We start from the raw sequence: 17,861 nt of genomic DNA on the forward strand, positions 1-17,861 counted from the left end.
AGCCGGCTCGCGAAACTTGACATTCCCTGCGATAAATTCACACTGGAGGATGTCATTTCCACATCAATGAAAAAGGCTTCCCGGGTGGCACCGCAGGATAGCGTGATCAAGACGGCGAGGCGGCTGTTCGAAGTTCTCGAATACTTCGACGAGGTCCAGCATCCGATCAGCCTCAAGGATCTCTCGCTCCACTTCAGCTATCCGGTCTCGAGCGCCTCGGCGTTGCTGAAAAGCATGGTCGTGATGGGGTACCTCGACTACGACAGCTACTCCCGCACCTACATGCCCACCATGCGCATCGCCACGCTCGGCAACTGGGTGCAAGGCGCGCTGTTCGGCGAGAGCCGTATTCTCGCGCTGATCAAGCACATGAGCGACGCCACCGGCGAGATGATCAGCATCAGCACGCAGAGCGATCTGTTCGCACAATATATTCACGTCGAGCCGTCGCAGCATCCGATCCGCTTTCATCTCAAGCCGGGTACCGTCCGGCCGCTGGCGAGATCCGGTGTGGGCTGGCTGCTGCTGAGCGCCCGAGCGGACGACACCATCGATCGGCTGGTGCGGCGGATCAACATCGAGGAAGAACCTGCCAACCGGATCGAACTGGTCGACCTGATGCAGCGGATCCGCGAGATCCGCGAGCAGGGCTTTGTGTTTTCGAAGCACACCGTGATCGCAGGCGCCGGCGTCATCGCCAAGCTGCTGCCGATCAGGCGGCACGGCCGTATTCTGGCGATCGGTGTTGGCGCACCGGTCGACCGGCTCGAAGCGAACGAAAGCCAGATCGTGCGTGAACTCACCGACGGGATCGCACGCTTCGTTGATCGCGACGAATAGTCCCAAGGCGAATAGTCGCAAGTCGCGTCACGCCAGCATTTTCACGGATATGGAAGTGAATTCCAGCATCTGAATAGACTTGGCTCAGCGCTTTGCTGCGCCCCATAATGCCCAGGCCCGGACGGCATCCGCCGCCGTGGCTAAACAAGAAAATCAGGGCAGGGAACGCACGCAAGATGCGGGAAACGGTCGTCGATCTACAGACTAAGGACGGGTTGATGAACACTTTCGTGTTTCATCCGGATGGCCCTGGGCCATTCCCCGTCGTTATTTTTTACATGGACTCGGTCGGGGTTCGCGAAGAACTCTGCGACATGTGCCGCCGCATCGCGACCGTCGGCTACTACGTCATCATGCCCAACCTCTATTATCGCCTCGCCCGTTCGGTCGATCTCGATGCCGATCGCCTGCACGATCCGGCCTATGCCGAGAGCCTGGCCTGGATGTGGAAGCTCAACCGAAGCCTCTCCAATACGATGGTCGAACAGGACACCCAGGCGGTCTTCGGTTATCTCGACACCGACAAGGCGGCGCGGAAGGGAAAGCTCGGCGTCGTCGGCTATTGCATGAGCGGCCGCTTCGTCTTCCGGGTCGCTGGTGCGTTTCCGGACCGCGTTGCGTCCTCGGCTTCGGTGTATGGCGCGAGGCTGATCACGGATGCACCTGACTCCGCGCATCTGCTGGCGGACAAGATCAAGGGCGAGATGTATTTCGCCTGCGCCGAGCACGACAGCTACGCCCCTCCGGAGACGCTCCGGGAGCTGCAAGGCGTTCTGGACAAGGCGAAGATCAATTCGAGGATCGAGATCTATCCCGAAGCCGAGCACGGCTTCGCGTTTCCCAAGCGCCGGCTGTTCCACAAGACCAGCACGGAGCGCCATTGGGAACGGCTGTTCGACATGTTCCGCCGCACCTTGGCGGCGTAAATCACATCAACCTCACGAGGCAGGTCTAATGTCACGCTTTTCGACTTTCGCGATTCTTTCCCTCGCTGCCGGCCTGCTGGCTGCAAGTCCGGCGTCAGCGGCCGATCCGGTCCGCATCGGAATTGCAGCGCCGTTTTCCGGTTCGGCGGCGACCTATGGGCAGGACACCAAACAGGGCGCTGAACTTGCGGCGGACGAAATCAACGCCAAGGGCGGCATTCTGGGCGGCCGCAAGATCGAACTCGTGTTCGAAGACGACAAGGGCTCGCCGCAGGGCGGCGTGGCCGCGGTGCAGAAGCTGATGTCGGTCGAGCGCGTCAACGCGATTACCGGCGGTACCAACAGTTCGGTGGTGCTGGCGGAATCTTCCGTGACGCGCAACAAGGTGCTCCACGTCAACGCCGCCGCGCAAGCCGACGCCATCACCGATCAGGGCAGCCCGTGGCTGTTCCAGGTCAACAACACCGTGTCGGGCAATTCGAGCGCGTTCAACGACTATATCGTCACGACGATGAAGCCCAAGAGCGTCGCCTACATGGGCGAGAACACCGAATTCAACAAGACGGTGCTCGAGCTGCTGAAGGAGAAGCTGAAGGGTGCCGGCATCGAACTGGTGAATGTCTCGACCTACGACGCCGAGACCAACGACTTCACCTCGATCATCACCAAGATCAAGTCGCTCAATCCCGATATGTTGTATGTCGCCGATGCCTATCCGGCCCGCGCCGCGCAGCTCTGGAAGCAGGTCCGCCAGCTCGGTGGTTTCTCGAAGGAAGTGATGTCGCCCGGCGTGATCGTCCCCGGCATGCTGAAGCCGGCGGAAGGCGCGATGGATGGCGTCATCACCGGCGAAATCTTCATGGTTCCGGCGCCGTCGCCGGAGGCCAAGGCCTTCATCGAAGCCTTCAACAAGAAATGGAACGGCAATCCCGGCAAGGGCCATCTCGTGATCTACGAGGCGGTTCACCTGATTGCTGCCGCCATGGACAAGGCCGGCACCGAAAAGGACTATGCCAAGATTTCGCAGACCATTCGCGACAACGCCTGGCCGTCGCCGCGCGGCGAATTGAAATTCGATGCCAAGGGCCGCGCCCGCGCACCGTATTTCTTCATCCAGCAGGTCAAGGGCGGCGTGCTCACGCAGCTCGAAGTGGCCAAGGTGAATTGATTTCGCAGGCGCCGGGCACGACATGAACCTCTTCCTGCAAACCCTGGCGAACGGGCTCGTCCTCGGCGCGAGCTACGCCGTCATCGCGGTCGGGCTGACGCTGGTGTTCGGGATCCTCCATATTGCCAACTTTGCGCATGGCGCGTTCTTTGCGATCGGCGCCTATGCGGTCCTGCTCCTGAGCATGTGGGGCGTGCCGTATCTGGTGACGCTGCCGCTCGCCATCCTGATCGTCGCCGTCGTGGCCTGGGTGACCGAGTTCGTCATCATCCGGCGCGCGATCTATGGCGAGGGCCATCACGGATCGATCATCGTGACGTTCGCGTTGGGTCAGGCGCTGGTCGCCTCGCTGATACTGATCTTCGGACCCGATCCGCAGCCGATCGGTTCTCCGTTCGCGCAAAGCACCTGGTCGGGCCTTGGCATTCTGATCGCGGGTCAGCGCATCTTCATCCTCGCGGCCTCGATCCTGGTGCTGGCCGGGTTCGGCGCCTGGCTGAAATACACCGTCAAGGGCCAGCAGGTGCTGGCGGTCGCGCAAAATCCGCGCGGCGCGCTCTATTCAGGGATTAACGTGCCGATGATCCGCAGCCTGTCCTTTGTGGTCGGCGTCGCGGCGGCGGGATTTGCCGGCGCCTTGCTGGCTCCCATCGTCACGGCCTATCCGACGATGGGCAACGCGACGCTGATCACAGGCTTTACCGTTGTGATCCTGGGCGGCATGGGCAGCATCTCCGGCGCCATGCTGGGTGCGCTCCTGATCGGCGTCGCCAATGCGATGTTCGAGACCTATGTCTCGGTGTCGTGGACGCCCGCGCTCGGATGGATCCTCGTAATCGCCGTCCTGCTGCTGTGGCCGCAGGGGCTGATGGGCCGTGCCCAATTGCACAGGCACTGATCAATCATGTCCGAATCCTCATCGGTTGAAACCATCGTCGTGCCGGCCGTCTCGTCGATCGCACGACCTGTCGCGCCTTCGAAATCACCGTTCCGCCTGCCACTGATCGTGCTCGGCGCCGTCGCCCTGGCCGCGCTGTTCGGCTTCCAGGTCAGCAACGTCTTCATCGTGACGCTGGCAGGCTACACCTGTGCCTTTGCGCTGTTTGCGCTCAGCATCAACATCATGCTCGGCGGCCTCGGCGAGGTTCCGCTCGGGCAATGCATCTTCTTCGGCATCGGCTCCTATGGCGTCGGCATCGGCATGGTGAAGCACGGCCTGTCGTTCGAGACCGCCGTTGCCATCGCGATGCTGGTATCGATGGCGGCGGCGGCCATCATCGGCTGGCTGACGTTGCGCCTGACCGGCGCCTATTTCTCGATCGTGTCCTGGGGGCTTTCGGGTGTCGCCATGGTGGCGGCGATGAACCTGACGCAATTCACCGATGGTCCGCTCGGCATCTTCGGATTTCCTCCGATCATGCTGGGCCCGATTCTGCTGGCCGAACCGAGAAACTATTTCTTCGCGACGTTCTCCATTCTCGTGATCGTGCTGCTCGTCCTGCTGGCGGTCAAGAATTCGAAATTCGGCGGCGCGATCGAGAGCATCAGGCAGAATCGCCATCTGGCGCAATCCGTCGGCGTCAATGTGTTTCGCGAGCGGTTGAAAGCATTCGTGCTCAGCGCGCCGATCGCCGCACTCGGCGGCGCGCTGTGCGTGCCCTACACGCAGATCGTGACGCCGGAAGTGTTCTCGGTCACCAATACCGTGGACGCGTTGCTGATGGTCCTGATCGGCGGTACCGGCGTTCTGGTCGGACCGCTGATCGGCGCCGTCATCTTCAGCATCATCCCGTATTATCTCAATCTCGATCCGAATGTTCGTATCTTGATCTTCTCCTCCGCCATCGTGCTCATCATGATGTTTGCGCCGGGCGGCCTGCACCAGATTGCCACGCGGCTGTTCAACCGTGTCACCGGAGGCCGCCGTGCAAGCGACAGCTGACACCAACGGCCGATCTCCGATCGTGCGCGCCGTCGACATCCGCAAGCGGTATGGCGGCGTTCGCGCGCTGGACGGCGTCAGCCTGACGGTGAACGCGGGCGAAGTCTTCGGCATCATCGGCCCGAACGGCGCCGGCAAATCGACGCTGTTCGATATCCTCTGCGGCATCACCAAGCCGACCAGCGGCAGCATCGAGGTACTCGGGCACGATGTCGGGCAAATGAGCCCGCATCTCGTCGCCCGGGCCGGCGTCGGCCGCACCTTTCAACGCACCGCCGTGTTCGGCGAGGCGACCGTCTACGACAACCTGCTGTTCGGCCGCCATATGGAATTTCGTCATTCCGTCGTCGGCCGGATGTTCGCCAGCAGGACCTGGCGGACCGAGCAAAAGCAGTTCGAGGACAAGGCCGAATATGTACTGACGCTTTCGGGCCTGCAGGAGGACCGCGATCGGGTCGCCAGCGTGCTGGCCTACGGCGTTCAACGGCGGCTGGCGGTTGCCGTTGCCCTGATGTCGGATCCGAAGATCCTGTTTCTTGACGAGCCGGCCGCCGGCATGAACGGCCGCGAGACGGCCGATTTCATCGCGCTGATCGAGACCATCGCGCCGGGGCGCACGGTGGTGATCGTCGAGCACGATATGACAGTCATCAAGGCGCTGTGCAGCCGTGTGCTGGTCGTGGTCGACGGACACCCGGTGACGATCGATGCGCCAGGCGAGGTCTTCAAACATCCGGAAGTGATATCGGCCTATCTTGGGGCGGAAGATGACTGATCTGCTCAGGGTTGACGGAATAGAAGCGGCCTACGGCAAGGTCACCGCGCTCAAGGATGTCTCGATCGCGATCAGGCCGGGAGAAATCGTCGCCATTCTCGGCGCCAACGGCGCCGGCAAGACGACGCTGCTCAACGCGATTTCGGGCGTGCTGCCGGTGACCGCAGGCGAGATCCGGTTCGACGGCGCGCCAATCAACGGCAGGAAGCCGTGGCAAACCAGCCGTCTCGGCATCAGCCACGTCCCGGAGGGGCGCGAAATCTTTCCGGACATGACGGTCGAGGCCAACCTGAACATTGTCGATTCCAACGGCGGCGGTCCGGCGTTCACTGTCCCCGACATTCTCGAGATGTTTCCGCGGCTGCAGGAGCGTATTTCCCAGCTCGCCGGCGGCCTGAGCGGCGGCGAGCAGCAGATGCTCGCGATCGGGCGTGGCCTGATGGCGCGCCCGCGACTGATCCTGTTCGATGAGCCGTCGCTGGGGCTTTCGCCGGTGCTGACCAAATTCGTGCTCTCTTCGATCGCAGGGTTAAGAGCAAAGGGTATCGCGACGCTGCTGGTCGAGCAGAACATGCGCGCGGCGCTTCGGATCGCCGATCGCGCCTATGTGCTGCGGGTCGGACGCATCGTGCGGGCCGGCACCGCGGCGGAAATAGCGAATTCGCCGGACATCCAGGAAGCCTATCTCGGCGTCTAGAAGACCATGCGGCTGAAGCAAGAAGGAAAAAGAAAATGGCGTCAGAGCTTCGTTTCCCCGACGGCAGTTGCGATTGTCATGTCCACATCTACGGTCCCTATGATCGCTTTCCCGCGCAAAGCGAAGGCCGCTTCTCGCCGACACAGGCAAACCCGGTCGAGTCGCTGTTTGCGATGTGGGACTCGATCGGCGTCAGCAGGGGCGTCATCGTTCATGCGCTGGCGGCGGGCGAGGACAATGAGGTGACGCTGGACGCGTTGCGAAGGTATCCGGAACGGTTGCGCGCGGTTGCAATCCTCAAGCGCGATGTTTCGGACCGGCGTCTCGACGAGATGACTGATGCGGGTTTCAAGGGTGTGCGGATCAACCTGCTGCGCCAGGACGGCAAGCCGGTCTCGTCGGGCGGCATGAATCTCGACGACCTCAAGGCGCTGGCGCCGCGTCTGGCGGAGCGCAAATGGCACGCGCAGCTCTGGATCGAAACCGGCGACCTCGACGCGCTGGCGCCCGAACTGGAAAAGCTTCCGCTGGATTTCGTGATCGACCACATGGGCCGCACGATGGTCGACAAGGGCATCGACTATCCCGGCTTCCAGAAGTTCTGCGAACGCCTCAAGACCGGGCGCTACTGGGTCAAACTGTCAGGCGCCGACCGCAACACCCGTGCGGGTGCGCCCTATGCCGACACCGCGGTATTCATGACGGCGCTCGCGCAGGCGAACCCCGATCGGCTGGTTTGGGGTACCGATTGGCCGCATGTCGGCCACACGCCTGAATCCTTCCCGAAGGAAGCTGATCTGATCGACCTGTTCTCCAAATGCGCGCCGGACGAAGCCGCGCGCCGCAAGATACTGGTCGACAATCCGGTCCGCCTTTACGGCTTTTGATTCAAGGAACGGCGCCGATCGCAGCGGATGCGTTGCACGGCGACAGCTTGCAAGGAGTTCGTCGAATGACTGACAAATCTCTCAACGGCGACACGGCCGCGCGGCCGATGCTGTTCCAGCCCCTCACGATCCGGGGGCTGACGCTGAAAAATCGCCTCGTCGTGCCGCCGATGGTCCACTATCGCTGCGACCCCGGCAATACCTGCGGTACGTTTCACGTCGTCCATCTCGGCCGCTACGCGCTGGGCGGCTTCGGCCTCGTCTTCGTCGAGGTGACGGCGGTCGAGGAAGTTGGCCTCACCAACGAGAACGACCTCGGCATCTGGAACGATGCGCAGGCCGAAAGCTTCAAGCCGCTGATCGCTTTCATGAAGCGACAGGGGACAGCGATCGGCATTCAGATCGGGCACGGCGGTCGCAAATCCTCGGCGCAGAGTGCCATGCAGGGCATGGGGCCGTTGACCGAGGCGGACCTGAAAGCCGGCGCCAAAATCTGGCAGCCGGTGGGACCGACGGCCGAGCCGGTCGCCAAGGGCTGGCTCACGCCGCACCAGCTGACGACTGCGGAATGCAAGGCGATGGTCGGCACCTGGGCGGCTGCCGCAAGGCGGGCGGTCGCTGCCGGATTCGACACCATCGAAATCCACACCGCACATGGTTATCTGCTGGCCTCGTTCCTGTCGCCGGTCTCCAACACGCGCAATGACGAGTACGGCGGCGACCGCGCGGGGCGCATGCGGCTGCCGCTGGAGATCGCCGAGGCGGTCCGCCGCGAAATGCCAGATACGATGCCGTTGTTCGTCCGCGTCTCGTCGGTCGATGGTACGGTCGAAGGCTGGAACATGGATGATACGGTTGTTTTTGCGCGCGAACTGAAGGCGCGTGGCGTCGACGTGGTCGATTGCTCCTCGGGCGGCATCGCCGGCGCGGCCACCGCAGCCCAGGTGCCGCGCAGTCTCGGATTTCAGGTCCCGTTTGCCGAGCGCGTCCGCCAGGAGGCCGACATGCCCACCATGGCCGTCGGCATCATTCTCGAGGCGGAGCAAGCCGAAGCCATCCTCCAAAAGGGCCAAGCCGACCTGATCGCGGTCGGCCGCCAGTCGCAGTTCAATCCCAACATCGCCCACCACTGGGCGCATGATCTCGGCATCAACGCGCGCTTCGAGGACTGGTCGCCCGAGTTCGGCTGGTGGCTCGAGAAGCGGATCAGGACCCTGCAAGGCTTCGCCACGCCGACGGGCGTCGTTACGAGCCAGCTTTGACCGCGCGTCAGGTCTATGGCGTTTTCGAGCGAAGTGGATGCCGGTTCGCGTCAGGAAAACGCGTCACGACAAAAGTCTAGGCTGGAATTCCAACGACCTTTCGTTCGACCAACGAGGCGATGTCTTCATCGCTCAGGCCGGCCTCCTGCAAAACGGCCTGCGAGTGTTCGCCGAGCCGGGGAGGCATGCGCCGGATGGCCGCGGGACTTTCCGAAAACCGGGCTGAGGGACGCGCCTGGCGTATCTCTCCCTCGGTCGGGTGATCGAGCGTCGGGAACATGCCGACAGCCTTGAGGTGCGGTTGCTCCGCGATCTCGGTAACTTTTGCAAATGCGGCGTGAGGGACATCGATCCGCAGCAGCAACGCTTCCCATTCGGCCGTTGTGCGGGTCAGCGCTATCTCGGCCATTTTCTGGTAGATGCGGTCGATATTCTGCGCGCGCGCAACGGGATCCCGCACCGCAAAGTCTTCAATACACTCTGGATGCCCGACAGTTTCGAAGAACGAGCACCAGTTATCGCCAGAGTAGGGCAGCATCGTAAGCCAGCCGTCTTTGGTACGTATGGGGCGCCGTTCCTTCACCCGCTTGTAGCCGGCGGGACCGATCGGAGGAACAAAGGCGTGACCACCCAGCATTTCAATGCTGTTGAAGGCGGCGATGGTCTCGAGCATGGGTATCTCGACCATCTGTCCTCTACCGCTCCGCTCGCGGTGCACTAGCGCAGCCGATATCGCCGCCGTCAGCACCAATCCGCAGATCTTGTCGCCGACCAGGCTTGGAACGAAGACGGGCTCCTCGTCGGTGCCCATCGAGGAAGCAAAGCCGGAGCTTGCCTGGATGATCTCGTCAAAGGCCGGACGCGCGGCCCACGGACCATCCTGTCCGAAGCCGGTCGCCGCCGCATAAACCATTCGCGGATTGAGTTGCTGGCAATCCTCGTAGCCAAAGCCCAGCCGTGCCAACGCTGCCGGACGGATGTTGGTCACCAGGACATCGGCCTTGGCGATCAAGCGCTGCAACACAGCCTTGCCGTCGGGATGCTTCAGATCCAGTGCCAGGCTGCGCTTGTTCCTGTTGGTCGCCATGAACTGGCCGCTCATGCCGCGGGTGCGAAACTGGCCGGCATATCGCCACGTGTCTCCCGTCAGGGGCTCGACCTTGATGACTTCGGCGCCCCAGTCGCCGAGCGTCTGCGCCGCGTACGGACCAAACAGCACGCTGGTGAGATCCAGAACCTGGATGCCGGCGAGTGGACCAGTGGATTGATTCATCGGAATGAGAACCTCAAGTGAGTATTATGGGAGTTCTGGACAGGTTCGCAGCGCGGCATCGCCGCTTTTTTCGGCGCCTACGCGCCCTTGTCCAGTAACGCCTTGAAATCGGCGCGTGCGGCTTGTGCCTCGCGCTTCGCGGTCTCGGAGGCCTCGCCGAGGCCGAAATAGCCGTGAATCAGTCCGGCGCCATGATGATATTGGGTCGGAACGCCGGCAGCTTGCAACGCGTCCGCGTAGGCCTTGCCTTCGTCGCGCAAGGGATCGAACCACGCTGTGGTGACCACCGCGGGCGCGAGGCCTGCGAGGTTTTTCGCGCGCAGCGGCGAGACACGCCAGTCGGTACCGTCAGAGGGATCGGCGAGATAATGGCCGCAAAACCATTCCATCACGGCGCGTGACAGAAAATAGCCCTCGGCGTTTTCCGCGCGCGAGGGGAAGCGCGCGTTCGCTTTTGTATCGGCGAAATTACCGGCGACGTCGGTGACGGGATAGACCAGCAACTGCGCGGCGAGCTTGATCCCGGCGTCGCGGCAGGCGATCGCAGTGGCCGCCGCCAGATTGCCGCCGGCGCTGTCGCCGGCGACGCCGACGCGCGCAGCGTCGCCGCCGAACTCGGCGATGCGGGCCATCACGTCTTTGGTGGCGGCGAAGGCGTCCTCGAACGCGCCGGGAAAGCGCACTTCGGGCGGGCGGCGGTAGTCGACGGAGATGACAACCGCACCGGTTTCGATGGCAAGCAGGCGCGCTTGCCGGTCATGGGTTGCGAGATCGCCGGCGACCCAGCCGCCGCCGTGAAAAAACACCACCGTCGGCGATTTGCCGTTCGAATTGCGGTAGAGCCGCGCGGCAAGCGGGCCGGCGGCGCCCTTTACCTCGATATCTTCCGCGCTCATGACCGGCGGCGGAGGCACGGCCGCGCGTGCGGCTGCCAGCGCGCTGAGCGCGTCGCGTGCGCTCTGCGGGGTCATGTTATCGGGGTCACGCAACGGCAACAGCGGAATGATCTGGGCGATGACGGGATCGAGCGGCGTAGTCATGCGGGGCCTCGCGTTGGACAGGGCGGCACCATAGGTCGCGCCTCACGCGCCCGCAATTATGTTTGCTGCATGCCCGCAGCACGCCGGCGCTGGCTTGCGTTTTGCGGCAGCGACGAAGAGGTGCGCAACGCCCATTTCGATCAATTGCCCGCTCACACCACCGGCACGCGCCGTGCGGCGACGGCGGCGGGTGAGATCACGTCGATGTCCAGCGGTACGCGCCACCGTTCGGTCAGCCGGATGCGCGGTTCCTCGTTGCTGACCGTGGCGCCCTCGATGACAAAGCCTTCAAAGCCGTTGCTCATGACCTCGTTGCACTTCTGCACATAGACCGGGAAGCCGCCGATATAGGGCATGAACACGCGCGGCCGTCCCGGAATGTTGGCGCCGACATACCAGGAGCTGCAGGTCGACCGCAGCGACACTTTTGAAACTTCGTTGACGTGTTCGACCCACTCGTCCTCGTCGGACTGCACCGGTTCGATGGTGGCGGCGCCAATGTCACGCAGATGCGCCATGCAGTCGGCCATCCAGTCGACATGCTGCTCGATCGCCTGGATCATGCTGGCGAGCACCGACGGGCTGCCCGGTCCGGTGATCGTGAACAGGTTGGGAAAGCCCACCGTCGCAACGCCGAGATAGGCGCGGGGGCCGGCGCGCCATTTCTCGGCGAGTGTTCGTCCCTGGCGGCCGGTGATCCTGATCCTGTCGAACGAACCCGTCATCGCCGCAAAGCCGGTCGCGCAGACGATGGCGTCAAGCCTGTATTCGGTGCCGTCGACCTCGATGCCCTCGGCGGTGAAGCGCTCGATCGGCGTTCGGGAGACGTCGACCAGTTTCACATGCGGCAGGTTGTAGGTTTCGAAGTAACCGGTATCGACGCACAGCCGCTTGCAGCCGAACACATTGTCGGGGCACAGCAGCTCGGCGGTGGCGGGATCCTTGACGATGGAACGGATCTTGTTGTGCGCGAATTCGGCAATGGTGTCGTTGGCGGCCTTCTCGAACAAGAGGTCGCCATAGGCGCCGAGGAACGGCAAGCCGCCGCGTTCCCAGGCTTCCTCATACTGCTGCTCGCGCTCTTCCGGCGTGGCTTCCAGCGCGGGCTTCATGTTGAAGGGGAAATAGAAGCCGGTCGGCCGTCCCCGCGCCTTGGCGCGCAAGGCCGGGTAATCGGCCTTGATCGAGTCACGGTATTCCGGCGTCAGCTTGGCGTTCCAGGCCGGCACTGAATAAGTCGCGGTGCGCTGGAACACGGTCAGGTGTGAAGCCTGTTGCGCGATGATCGGGATCGACTGGATCGCCGACGAGCCGGTTCCGATGACGCCGACGCGAAGCCCAGTGAAGTCAACGCCCTCGTGCGGCCATTCGCCGGTGTGATAGATGGGCCCGCGAAAATCCTCGCGTCCGCTGAACGGCACATGGTTTGCCGCCGACAGGCAGCCGACCGCCATGATGCAGAATTTGGCGGCAACCCGGTCGCCGCGATCGGTCTCGACCTGCCAGCACTTTGCGGTTTCGTCGAAGGTCGCTGCGATGACGCGGGTATCGAACTGAATGTGCCGGCGCAGGTCAAAGCGGTCGGCGACATGGTTGGCGTAGCCAAGGATCTCGGGCTGCGGCGCGTACTTCTCCGACCAGTTCCACTGCTGATCGAGCTCTTCGGAGAACGAAAACGAATATTGCATGCTCTCGACGTCGCAGCGCGCCCCGGGATAGCGGTTCCAGTACCAGGTACCACCGACGCCGCCGCCGGCTTCATAGACACGCGCGGTGAAGCCGAGCCCGCGAAGGCGGTGCAGCATGTACAGGCCGGCGAAGCCTGCGCCCACGATGACGGCATCAAAGACCGTATCGGTCTCGGGCTGATGATGGTGACCATTGGTGGTGCCAGTCATGGTGCGTTTCCAGATCGAGTGTTTTTTTGTTGTTCTTGCCTAGATCAACCCAAAGAGCGCCGGGGGTCAATCGCACAGGCCCGGTCCTGTCCCGGCCGTTGCGCTGGCCTGACATGTCCGCATGCGGGGCTCGCGCGGGCCAGCGACGCGGCGCGCGGCGGTCGTCGCATCCAAGGGATTGTGAAACAGGTCACGATCTCGCCGCGGAGTGGAAGGCTGAGTTGTGAGATAGGCCGTCATGCCCGGCCTTGTGCCGGGCATCCACGTCTTTGCTGACTGTGAGAAAAGGCGTGGATGGCCGGGTCCCGGCTACGCCCCGGCTCGCCGAAGCTTTAGCGAAGGCGGCAAGCCCGGCCATGACGAAAAGAGAGAACATTCCTCACAGCGTCTTGAGATACTCGATCAGCGCCTTGCGTTCCTCGGGAGCCAGTTTCTTCTTGCCGATCACGCCATCGCCCGGGGTGTCGCTGAATTCGTGGCCCTTGTTGGAGTTGCCGCGAATCGAGGTGTCAAACTCGAAACCGTTGGGGAGATAGTCGGTCTTGTAGCCGAGGTTGACCGGATCATATTCGCGGTTGCCCAGCCAGAACTTCTTCGGCCGTTCCGCAACCGGCGACAGCAGCGCGTAGACGCTCGGCACCGAGGCGTTGTGGAGATAGGGCGGGGTCGCCCAGACGCCGTTGAGCGGACGCACCTTGTATTTCATTTCGCCCCGCAGTTCGTTCGGCATATATCCGTCCAGGCGCTGCCGCTCCGCCTCGCTCAGCGGCGGTTTCGGCTTGCCGTTCTCGTCCAGCGGCGGCTGCGGCCGGTCGTAGATGTAGTTGACGGTCTTCTCGACCACTTTGCCCAGCGCAAAGGCGAATCCGGTCTCGTCGATTCCGAGATTGGCGGGAAGCGCGACCGTTCGCGCAATCATGTCAGCGGCCTGCGCGGGATCGGTGCCGACATGATCGATCGGGATGTTTTCGAGCACCATCACGTGCTCGCCGTTCTGGTTCGTCCGCCACCAGTCTTTGTTATTGAAGTCGTAGAAGGCCTCGCTAGTGATGGGCGGGCGATGGCATCCCTGGCAATGCTCCTCGTAGAGTTTGGCGCCCTTTGCAGCCAGCGCCTGGTCGATCGGCGGCAGAATATCGGCGGGCCATTTTGGAGACTGCAGGCCCGAGAATCCGTCCTTGGCGTTCGGCGGGTTCTTGCCTTTGATCATCTCCTCCATCTCGTAAAGCGTTTCCGTTTTCACGCTCGATTTGAACAGGCCCTTCGACGGGTCGGTCAGATTGAGTTCGGATGAGACGCCGAGGGACTCGCCGGCGTTGCGCACCATCGGCTGCATGATCGAGCCGTTATACTGCACCCAGTCGAACCACGGCGTGTTCCAGATCCGGGGGTAGTGCACCGGCGCCGAGGAGCTGGCATAGTTGTCCGGATTCTTCAGGTCGATGGAAAACACCTGGTTGCCGATCCGGTTCAGCGCGTCGAGCCGCCCGTAGCCTTCCTCGATGCTGCGGGAGGCGACGCGCTTCTCGAGGGCGAGAGTCTGGTTGTACTGGTTCAGGACCTGGTCGATCTGGTATTTCAACGCTTCGCGTTCGTCGAGTGTCGAATCCGGCCCCAGAATAAGTTTGGCAAACCGGCCGAAGCGGCCCGGCAGATACCGGGTCTCGAACAGTGCGACGCCGATCCCCTGCTTCAACTTGAGCAGGTCGGTCAGCGCCGGTCCGCCGTTGATGATCACGGCGGTGTCCTTGTAGGTGAACCGGCCGGTGTGGCAGGCCGCGCAGGTCAGCCCGATGCCGGTCATGTCCTGCTTGTTGCTCGGGTTGCGCCAGGGCTCACCCGTCGGATCCAGCATCGCGTCGCCATGCGCGAAGCCGATCGGCAGCGCCTTCTTGTCGAGGGGATCGGGAATGAAACCGTAGCGATCCAGATAGGCCGGATCGCTGAACGGATCGGCCGACCAGAGCATCGCCGACAGGCTGGGTTGCTCCAGCGCCATGAACCATTCATAGGGGATGCCGAAGGTCCGCGTCCCTTGGTCGGCGTGGTAGAACCAGCCGATATCCTTGTCGCTGACGTTCTGATTGAGCCACTTGGTGTTCTTCGGCGCCGGGTATTCTGCAAGCTTCACATGAAGCCCGTCCCAGAACTGCGTGATGTCGTCCTTCAAATAGGCGTAAGCGCCGATGGCGACTAATACCGCGATAGCAATCTTTGTCCTGCGACGCATTGCCGGCCCCTGTCTCGCTGCGCCCGAAGCGCAAAAATCATCTGTTATCAAAAGCCAGCGGAGAGCGTTTCGCCTCTGGCGTGTATTCGATCAATATACCATCTTACAAGGGCGTCATGTTTCTGTCCATGAATCCGGTTGTGCCGGCCTTGCCGGCGCTGAACCGGCCGGCCGGCGTGCCGCGGCAGGTTTGCGTGCGCCGCGCCTGGAATGTAGAATCAGGCGCGTTCAATAACATAGCTGAAATCTCACATTTGAGATCACATACTCAAAATCACCTACTCAAAATTGCGTCGTTGGGGATCGCCGATTTGAAAGCCGTTGACGCGCAAAAGCTCGAGATCGCGATCCCGGATGCGGCGCCGGTCTCCGCGTTGCTGATCCGGCCCGCGCGGGCGCGCGCAGCTTACGTGTTCGCGCACGGGGCCGGCGCCGGCATGACGCATGCGTCGATGCAGGCGATCGCAGCCGGCCTCGGCGAGCGCGGGATTGCGACGCTGCGCTACCAGTTTCCCTATATGGAGAGCGGCAGCAAGCGGCCGGATTCGCCCGCCGTCGCTCACCTCGCGGTACGTGCCGCGGTGACGGAAGCCGGACGGTGTTGCGACGGGTTGCCACTGGTCGCCGGCGGCAAATCGTTCGGCGGCCGGATGACGTCGCAGGCGCAGGCACTTTCACCCCTGCCCGGCGTGCGGGGGCTGGCGTTTCTCGGCTTTCCCTTGCACCCGGCCGGCAAGCCTTCCAGCGACCGGGCCAAACATCTCGCCGATATCCGTATCCCCATGCTGTTCCTGCAGGGGACGCGCGACGCGCTCGCGGAATTGAGCCTGCTCGAACCTGTCGTCAAAGGGTTGGGACGCCTGGCGACCTTGCATCTGGTTGACGAGGCCGATCATTCCTTCCACGTGCTGAAGCGTTCTGGACGAAACGACCGCGAGGTGATGGACGAGGTGCTGGACAGTTTCGCGGCGTGGGTTGACGGGTTGTGAACTGACGCGCGATTTCAGCCCGCGCGCTGATCGCCATAGATCTTGTCGCGCAGCCGCCGCATGCCGGTCAGCCAGCGATCGCGGCTGGATGCCTTGCGCTGCATGTATTCCCCGACCTGCGGGTGCGTCAGGATGAGAAACTGTTCGGCTTCCATTGCCTCGATCACCATGCGCGCCACCTCCGGCGGCTGCAAGACGCCATCGACCCGCGCGGCGCTGGGACCGGGGGTGGTCATGCCGGTCTGCACCGATTGCGGGCACAGCACGGAAACGCGGATGCCGCGGTCGCCATATTGAATGGCCAGATGCTCGGCCAGCGCCACGGCGGCGTTCTTGGTGACTCCGTAAGGCATCGAGTTCAGCGAGGCCAGCAGGCCGGCTGCCGATGCGGTATTGAGCAGATAGCCGGAGCCGCGTCCGAGCATGCCGGGGACCAGCGCGCGCGCCGCAAACACATGGCTCATGACATGGACCCGCCAGCTGACGTCCCAATCGGCGTCGGAGGCGCTTTCCTGTCCCTTGCGCGACAGGCCCGCGTTGGAAAAGAACACGTCAACCTGGCCATATTTGTTCTCGGCCGCCGCCACCAGCGCCTTGATATCGTCTTCGAGGCCGACATCGCCGGTCACGGCGAGCCCATCGATATCGCCGGCGACTTTCGCCAGCTTGTCACGCGAGGTCTTGAGGTCGGCGACCACGACGCCGCGCGCGCCGGCGTCGGCATAAGCGCGCGCCACCGCTTCGCCGATACCGCTCGCCGCCCCGGTTACGACACAAACCTTGTCTTTGACGTGCATGTTCCGTCCTCGCGCACCGGCATCCGCTGGCTTCATAACGCAAGATTGATATCAGTGCGCGGTGTACGGTCAATGCCGTCGCGCGGATAATCGACGCGCGCTGGTTTCGGTCTCGCTATTGTGCAATAAGCCCGCCGAGATCGAAGTCCCGGAGAATACGAATGCTTGAACTGAGCAACGAAAAGAATGTGGCGACCGCGGTCGCACCGGCATGGACAGCGGAGGCCGCATGGTCGATCTACCGGCTCCCGTTCAACGACCTGCTGTTCAAGGCGCAATCCATTCACCGGCAGCATTTCGATCCCAACCGCGTGCAGTTGAGCAAGCTGCTGAACATCAAGACCGGGGGCTGCCCGGAGGATTGCGGCTATTGCAGCCAGTCCGCGCACAATGCGACGGGCTTGGCGGCCTCGAAACTGATGGATGTCGAAAAGATCGTCACCGAGGCGCGCAAGGCCAAAGCGGCGGGCGCGACCCGTTACTGCATGGGTGCAGCCTGGCGCAATCCGAAGCCGAGGGACATGGACGCCATCGTTGAAGTCGTGGGCGCGGTGAAAACGCTCGGGCTCGAGACCTGCATGACCCTGGGTATGTTGGATCGCGAACAGTCGGATCGGCTCAGCGCGGCCGGTCTCGACTATTACAACCACAACATCGATACATCGGAGCGCTACTATCCGCAGGTCACCTCCACGCGGACATTTTCCGACCGCCTCGACACGCTGGAAAATGTTCGCCAGTCCGGCATGAGGGTCTGTTGCGGCGGCATCCTCGGAATGGGTGAGGAAGAGGTCGACCGCGTCGATATGCTGGTGACGCTGGCCAACCTGGCTGAGCCGCCCGAAAGCGTTCCGATCAACATGCTGATTCCGATTGCCGGCACCCCGCTGGCCAACGCTGCCCCGATCGGGCCGATCGAATTCGTCAGGATCATTGCGCTGGCGCGGATCATGATGCCGAAATCGCATGTTCGCCTGTCGGCCGGTCGCTCGGCCATGACAGACGAGATGCAGGCGCTCTGCTTCTTTGCGGGGGCCAATTCGATCTTTGTCGGCGATACCTTGCTGACCGCGGGCAATCCGGCAAACGAGGCCGACACAAAACTGTTCGATCGGCTGGGGTTGCTGCCGGCCTGAC

16 protein-coding genes are annotated in these 17,861 nt (G+C 62.8%); 11 read left to right on the forward strand and 5 right to left on the reverse strand.

Going from position 1 to position 17,861, the window contains the following annotated elements; genetic code table 11:
• Window positions 1-66 precede the first annotated feature (66 nt).
• The 9 genes from BLR13_RS19945 to BLR13_RS19985 all read left to right on the forward strand — a co-directional run bounded on the left by BLR13_RS19945 (window position 67) and on the right by BLR13_RS19985 (window position 8,497).
• On the forward strand, window positions 67-840 hold the full coding sequence (locus BLR13_RS19945; protein ID WP_074831315.1) for an IclR family transcriptional regulator: 774 nt from the start codon (window positions 67-69) through the stop codon (window positions 838-840).
• Between the two features lie 218 nt (window positions 841-1,058).
• Window positions 1,059-1,766 carry a dienelactone hydrolase family protein gene (locus BLR13_RS19950; protein WP_197679483.1) on the forward strand — a complete coding sequence of 236 codons (708 nt, stop codon included), beginning with the start codon at window positions 1,059-1,061 and terminating at the stop codon, window positions 1,764-1,766.
• Between the two features lie 28 nt (window positions 1,767-1,794).
• Entirely contained in the window at window positions 1,795-2,934 is a 1,140-nt protein-coding gene (locus BLR13_RS19955; protein WP_074820311.1) for an ABC transporter substrate-binding protein, read from the forward strand.
• A gap of 22 nt (window positions 2,935-2,956) precedes the next feature.
• Window positions 2,957-3,832, forward strand: a complete 876-nt coding sequence (locus BLR13_RS19960) for a branched-chain amino acid ABC transporter permease (RefSeq protein ID WP_074820309.1) — start codon at window positions 2,957-2,959, stop codon at window positions 3,830-3,832.
• A gap of 6 nt (window positions 3,833-3,838) precedes the next feature.
• Entirely contained in the window at window positions 3,839-4,876 is a 1,038-nt protein-coding gene (locus BLR13_RS19965) for a branched-chain amino acid ABC transporter permease (RefSeq protein ID WP_091976613.1), read from the forward strand.
• Window positions 4,860-5,651 (forward strand): ABC transporter ATP-binding protein, encoded by a 792-nt coding sequence (locus tag BLR13_RS19970; protein WP_074831312.1) that lies wholly within the window; start codon window positions 4,860-4,862, stop codon window positions 5,649-5,651. The genes BLR13_RS19965 and BLR13_RS19970 overlap by 17 nt, the downstream gene beginning before the upstream one ends.
• On the forward strand, window positions 5,644-6,348 hold the full coding sequence (locus tag BLR13_RS19975; protein ID WP_074820307.1) for an ABC transporter ATP-binding protein: 705 nt from the start codon (window positions 5,644-5,646) through the stop codon (window positions 6,346-6,348). Before BLR13_RS19970 ends, BLR13_RS19975 begins: the two co-directional genes overlap by 8 nt.
• A gap of 35 nt (window positions 6,349-6,383) precedes the next feature.
• Window positions 6,384-7,235: an amidohydrolase family protein gene (locus tag BLR13_RS19980; RefSeq protein WP_074820304.1), complete on the forward strand. Its 852-nt coding sequence runs from the start codon at window positions 6,384-6,386 to the stop codon at window positions 7,233-7,235.
• A 65-nt stretch (window positions 7,236-7,300) separates the two neighbouring features.
• Window positions 7,301-8,497 carry an NADH:flavin oxidoreductase/NADH oxidase gene (locus tag BLR13_RS19985; protein ID WP_074820302.1) on the forward strand — a complete coding sequence of 399 codons (1,197 nt, stop codon included), beginning with the start codon at window positions 7,301-7,303 and terminating at the stop codon, window positions 8,495-8,497.
• A gap of 76 nt (window positions 8,498-8,573) precedes the next feature.
• On the opposite strand, the gene BLR13_RS19990 is transcribed toward BLR13_RS19985, so the two are convergent.
• From BLR13_RS19990 to BLR13_RS20005, 4 genes are all read right to left on the reverse strand, one after another.
• Complete coding sequence (locus BLR13_RS19990; RefSeq protein WP_074820300.1) at window positions 8,574-9,770, reverse strand: CaiB/BaiF CoA transferase family protein; 1,197 nt, start codon at window positions 9,768-9,770, stop codon at window positions 8,574-8,576.
• A 77-nt stretch (window positions 9,771-9,847) separates the two neighbouring features.
• On the reverse strand, window positions 9,848-10,810 hold the full coding sequence (locus BLR13_RS19995) for an alpha/beta hydrolase (protein ID WP_074820298.1): 963 nt from the start codon (window positions 10,808-10,810) through the stop codon (window positions 9,848-9,850).
• A gap of 152 nt (window positions 10,811-10,962) precedes the next feature.
• Window positions 10,963-12,708 carry a flavin-containing monooxygenase gene (locus BLR13_RS20000; RefSeq protein WP_074820296.1) on the reverse strand — a complete coding sequence of 582 codons (1,746 nt, stop codon included), beginning with the start codon at window positions 12,706-12,708 and terminating at the stop codon, window positions 10,963-10,965.
• A 379-nt stretch (window positions 12,709-13,087) separates the two neighbouring features.
• The gene (locus BLR13_RS20005; RefSeq protein WP_074820295.1) at window positions 13,088-14,938 is read right to left on the reverse strand and encodes a di-heme-cytochrome C peroxidase; all 1,851 of its coding nucleotides are present in this window, start codon (window positions 14,936-14,938) and stop codon (window positions 13,088-13,090) included.
• A 311-nt stretch (window positions 14,939-15,249) separates the two neighbouring features.
• Between BLR13_RS20005 and BLR13_RS20010 the strand changes: the two genes are divergently transcribed.
• Window positions 15,250-15,927: an alpha/beta hydrolase family protein gene (locus BLR13_RS20010; protein WP_074831311.1), complete on the forward strand. Its 678-nt coding sequence runs from the start codon at window positions 15,250-15,252 to the stop codon at window positions 15,925-15,927.
• Between the two features lie 14 nt (window positions 15,928-15,941).
• Here the strand turns inward: BLR13_RS20010 and BLR13_RS20015 are convergent, their stop codons facing one another.
• Complete coding sequence (locus BLR13_RS20015; RefSeq protein ID WP_074820293.1) at window positions 15,942-16,724, reverse strand: SDR family oxidoreductase; 783 nt, start codon at window positions 16,722-16,724, stop codon at window positions 15,942-15,944.
• Window positions 16,725-16,885: 161 nt separating this feature from the next.
• On the opposite strand from BLR13_RS20015, the gene bioB reads away from it, so the two are divergent.
• Window positions 16,886-17,860 carry a biotin synthase BioB gene (bioB, locus tag BLR13_RS20020; protein WP_074820291.1) on the forward strand — a complete coding sequence of 325 codons (975 nt, stop codon included), beginning with the start codon at window positions 16,886-16,888 and terminating at the stop codon, window positions 17,858-17,860.
• Window position 17,861: the final 1 nt, after the last annotated feature.

This window comes from Bradyrhizobium ottawaense (assembly GCF_900099825.1).
Taxonomy (GTDB): domain Bacteria; phylum Pseudomonadota; class Alphaproteobacteria; order Rhizobiales; family Xanthobacteraceae; genus Bradyrhizobium; species Bradyrhizobium ottawaense_A.

Coding starts and splice junctions, on each gene's coding strand:
- BLR13_RS19990 (WP_074820300.1), bottom strand. CDS start 9,770: ATGAATCAATCCACTGGTCCACTCGCCGGCATCCAGGTTCTGGATCTC.
- BLR13_RS19975 (WP_074820307.1), top strand. CDS start 5,644: ATGACTGATCTGCTCAGGGTTGACGGAATAGAAGCGGCCTACGGCAAG.
- BLR13_RS20000 (WP_074820296.1), bottom strand. CDS start 12,708: ATGACTGGCACCACCAATGGTCACCATCATCAGCCCGAGACCGATACG.
- BLR13_RS19945 (WP_074831315.1), top strand. CDS start 67: ATGAAAAAGGCTTCCCGGGTGGCACCGCAGGATAGCGTGATCAAGACG.
- BLR13_RS19960 (WP_074820309.1), top strand. CDS start 2,957: ATGAACCTCTTCCTGCAAACCCTGGCGAACGGGCTCGTCCTCGGCGCG.
- BLR13_RS19950 (WP_197679483.1), top strand. CDS start 1,059: ATGAACACTTTCGTGTTTCATCCGGATGGCCCTGGGCCATTCCCCGTC.
- BLR13_RS19985 (WP_074820302.1), top strand. CDS start 7,301: ATGACTGACAAATCTCTCAACGGCGACACGGCCGCGCGGCCGATGCTG.
- BLR13_RS19955 (WP_074820311.1), top strand. CDS start 1,795: ATGTCACGCTTTTCGACTTTCGCGATTCTTTCCCTCGCTGCCGGCCTG.
- BLR13_RS20005 (WP_074820295.1), bottom strand. CDS start 14,938: ATGCGTCGCAGGACAAAGATTGCTATCGCGGTATTAGTCGCCATCGGC.
- BLR13_RS19965 (WP_091976613.1), top strand. CDS start 3,839: ATGTCCGAATCCTCATCGGTTGAAACCATCGTCGTGCCGGCCGTCTCG.
- BLR13_RS19995 (WP_074820298.1), bottom strand. CDS start 10,810: ATGACTACGCCGCTCGATCCCGTCATCGCCCAGATCATTCCGCTGTTG.
- bioB (WP_074820291.1), top strand. CDS start 16,886: ATGCTTGAACTGAGCAACGAAAAGAATGTGGCGACCGCGGTCGCACCG.
- BLR13_RS19980 (WP_074820304.1), top strand. CDS start 6,384: ATGGCGTCAGAGCTTCGTTTCCCCGACGGCAGTTGCGATTGTCATGTC.
- BLR13_RS20015 (WP_074820293.1), bottom strand. CDS start 16,724: ATGCACGTCAAAGACAAGGTTTGTGTCGTAACCGGGGCGGCGAGCGGT.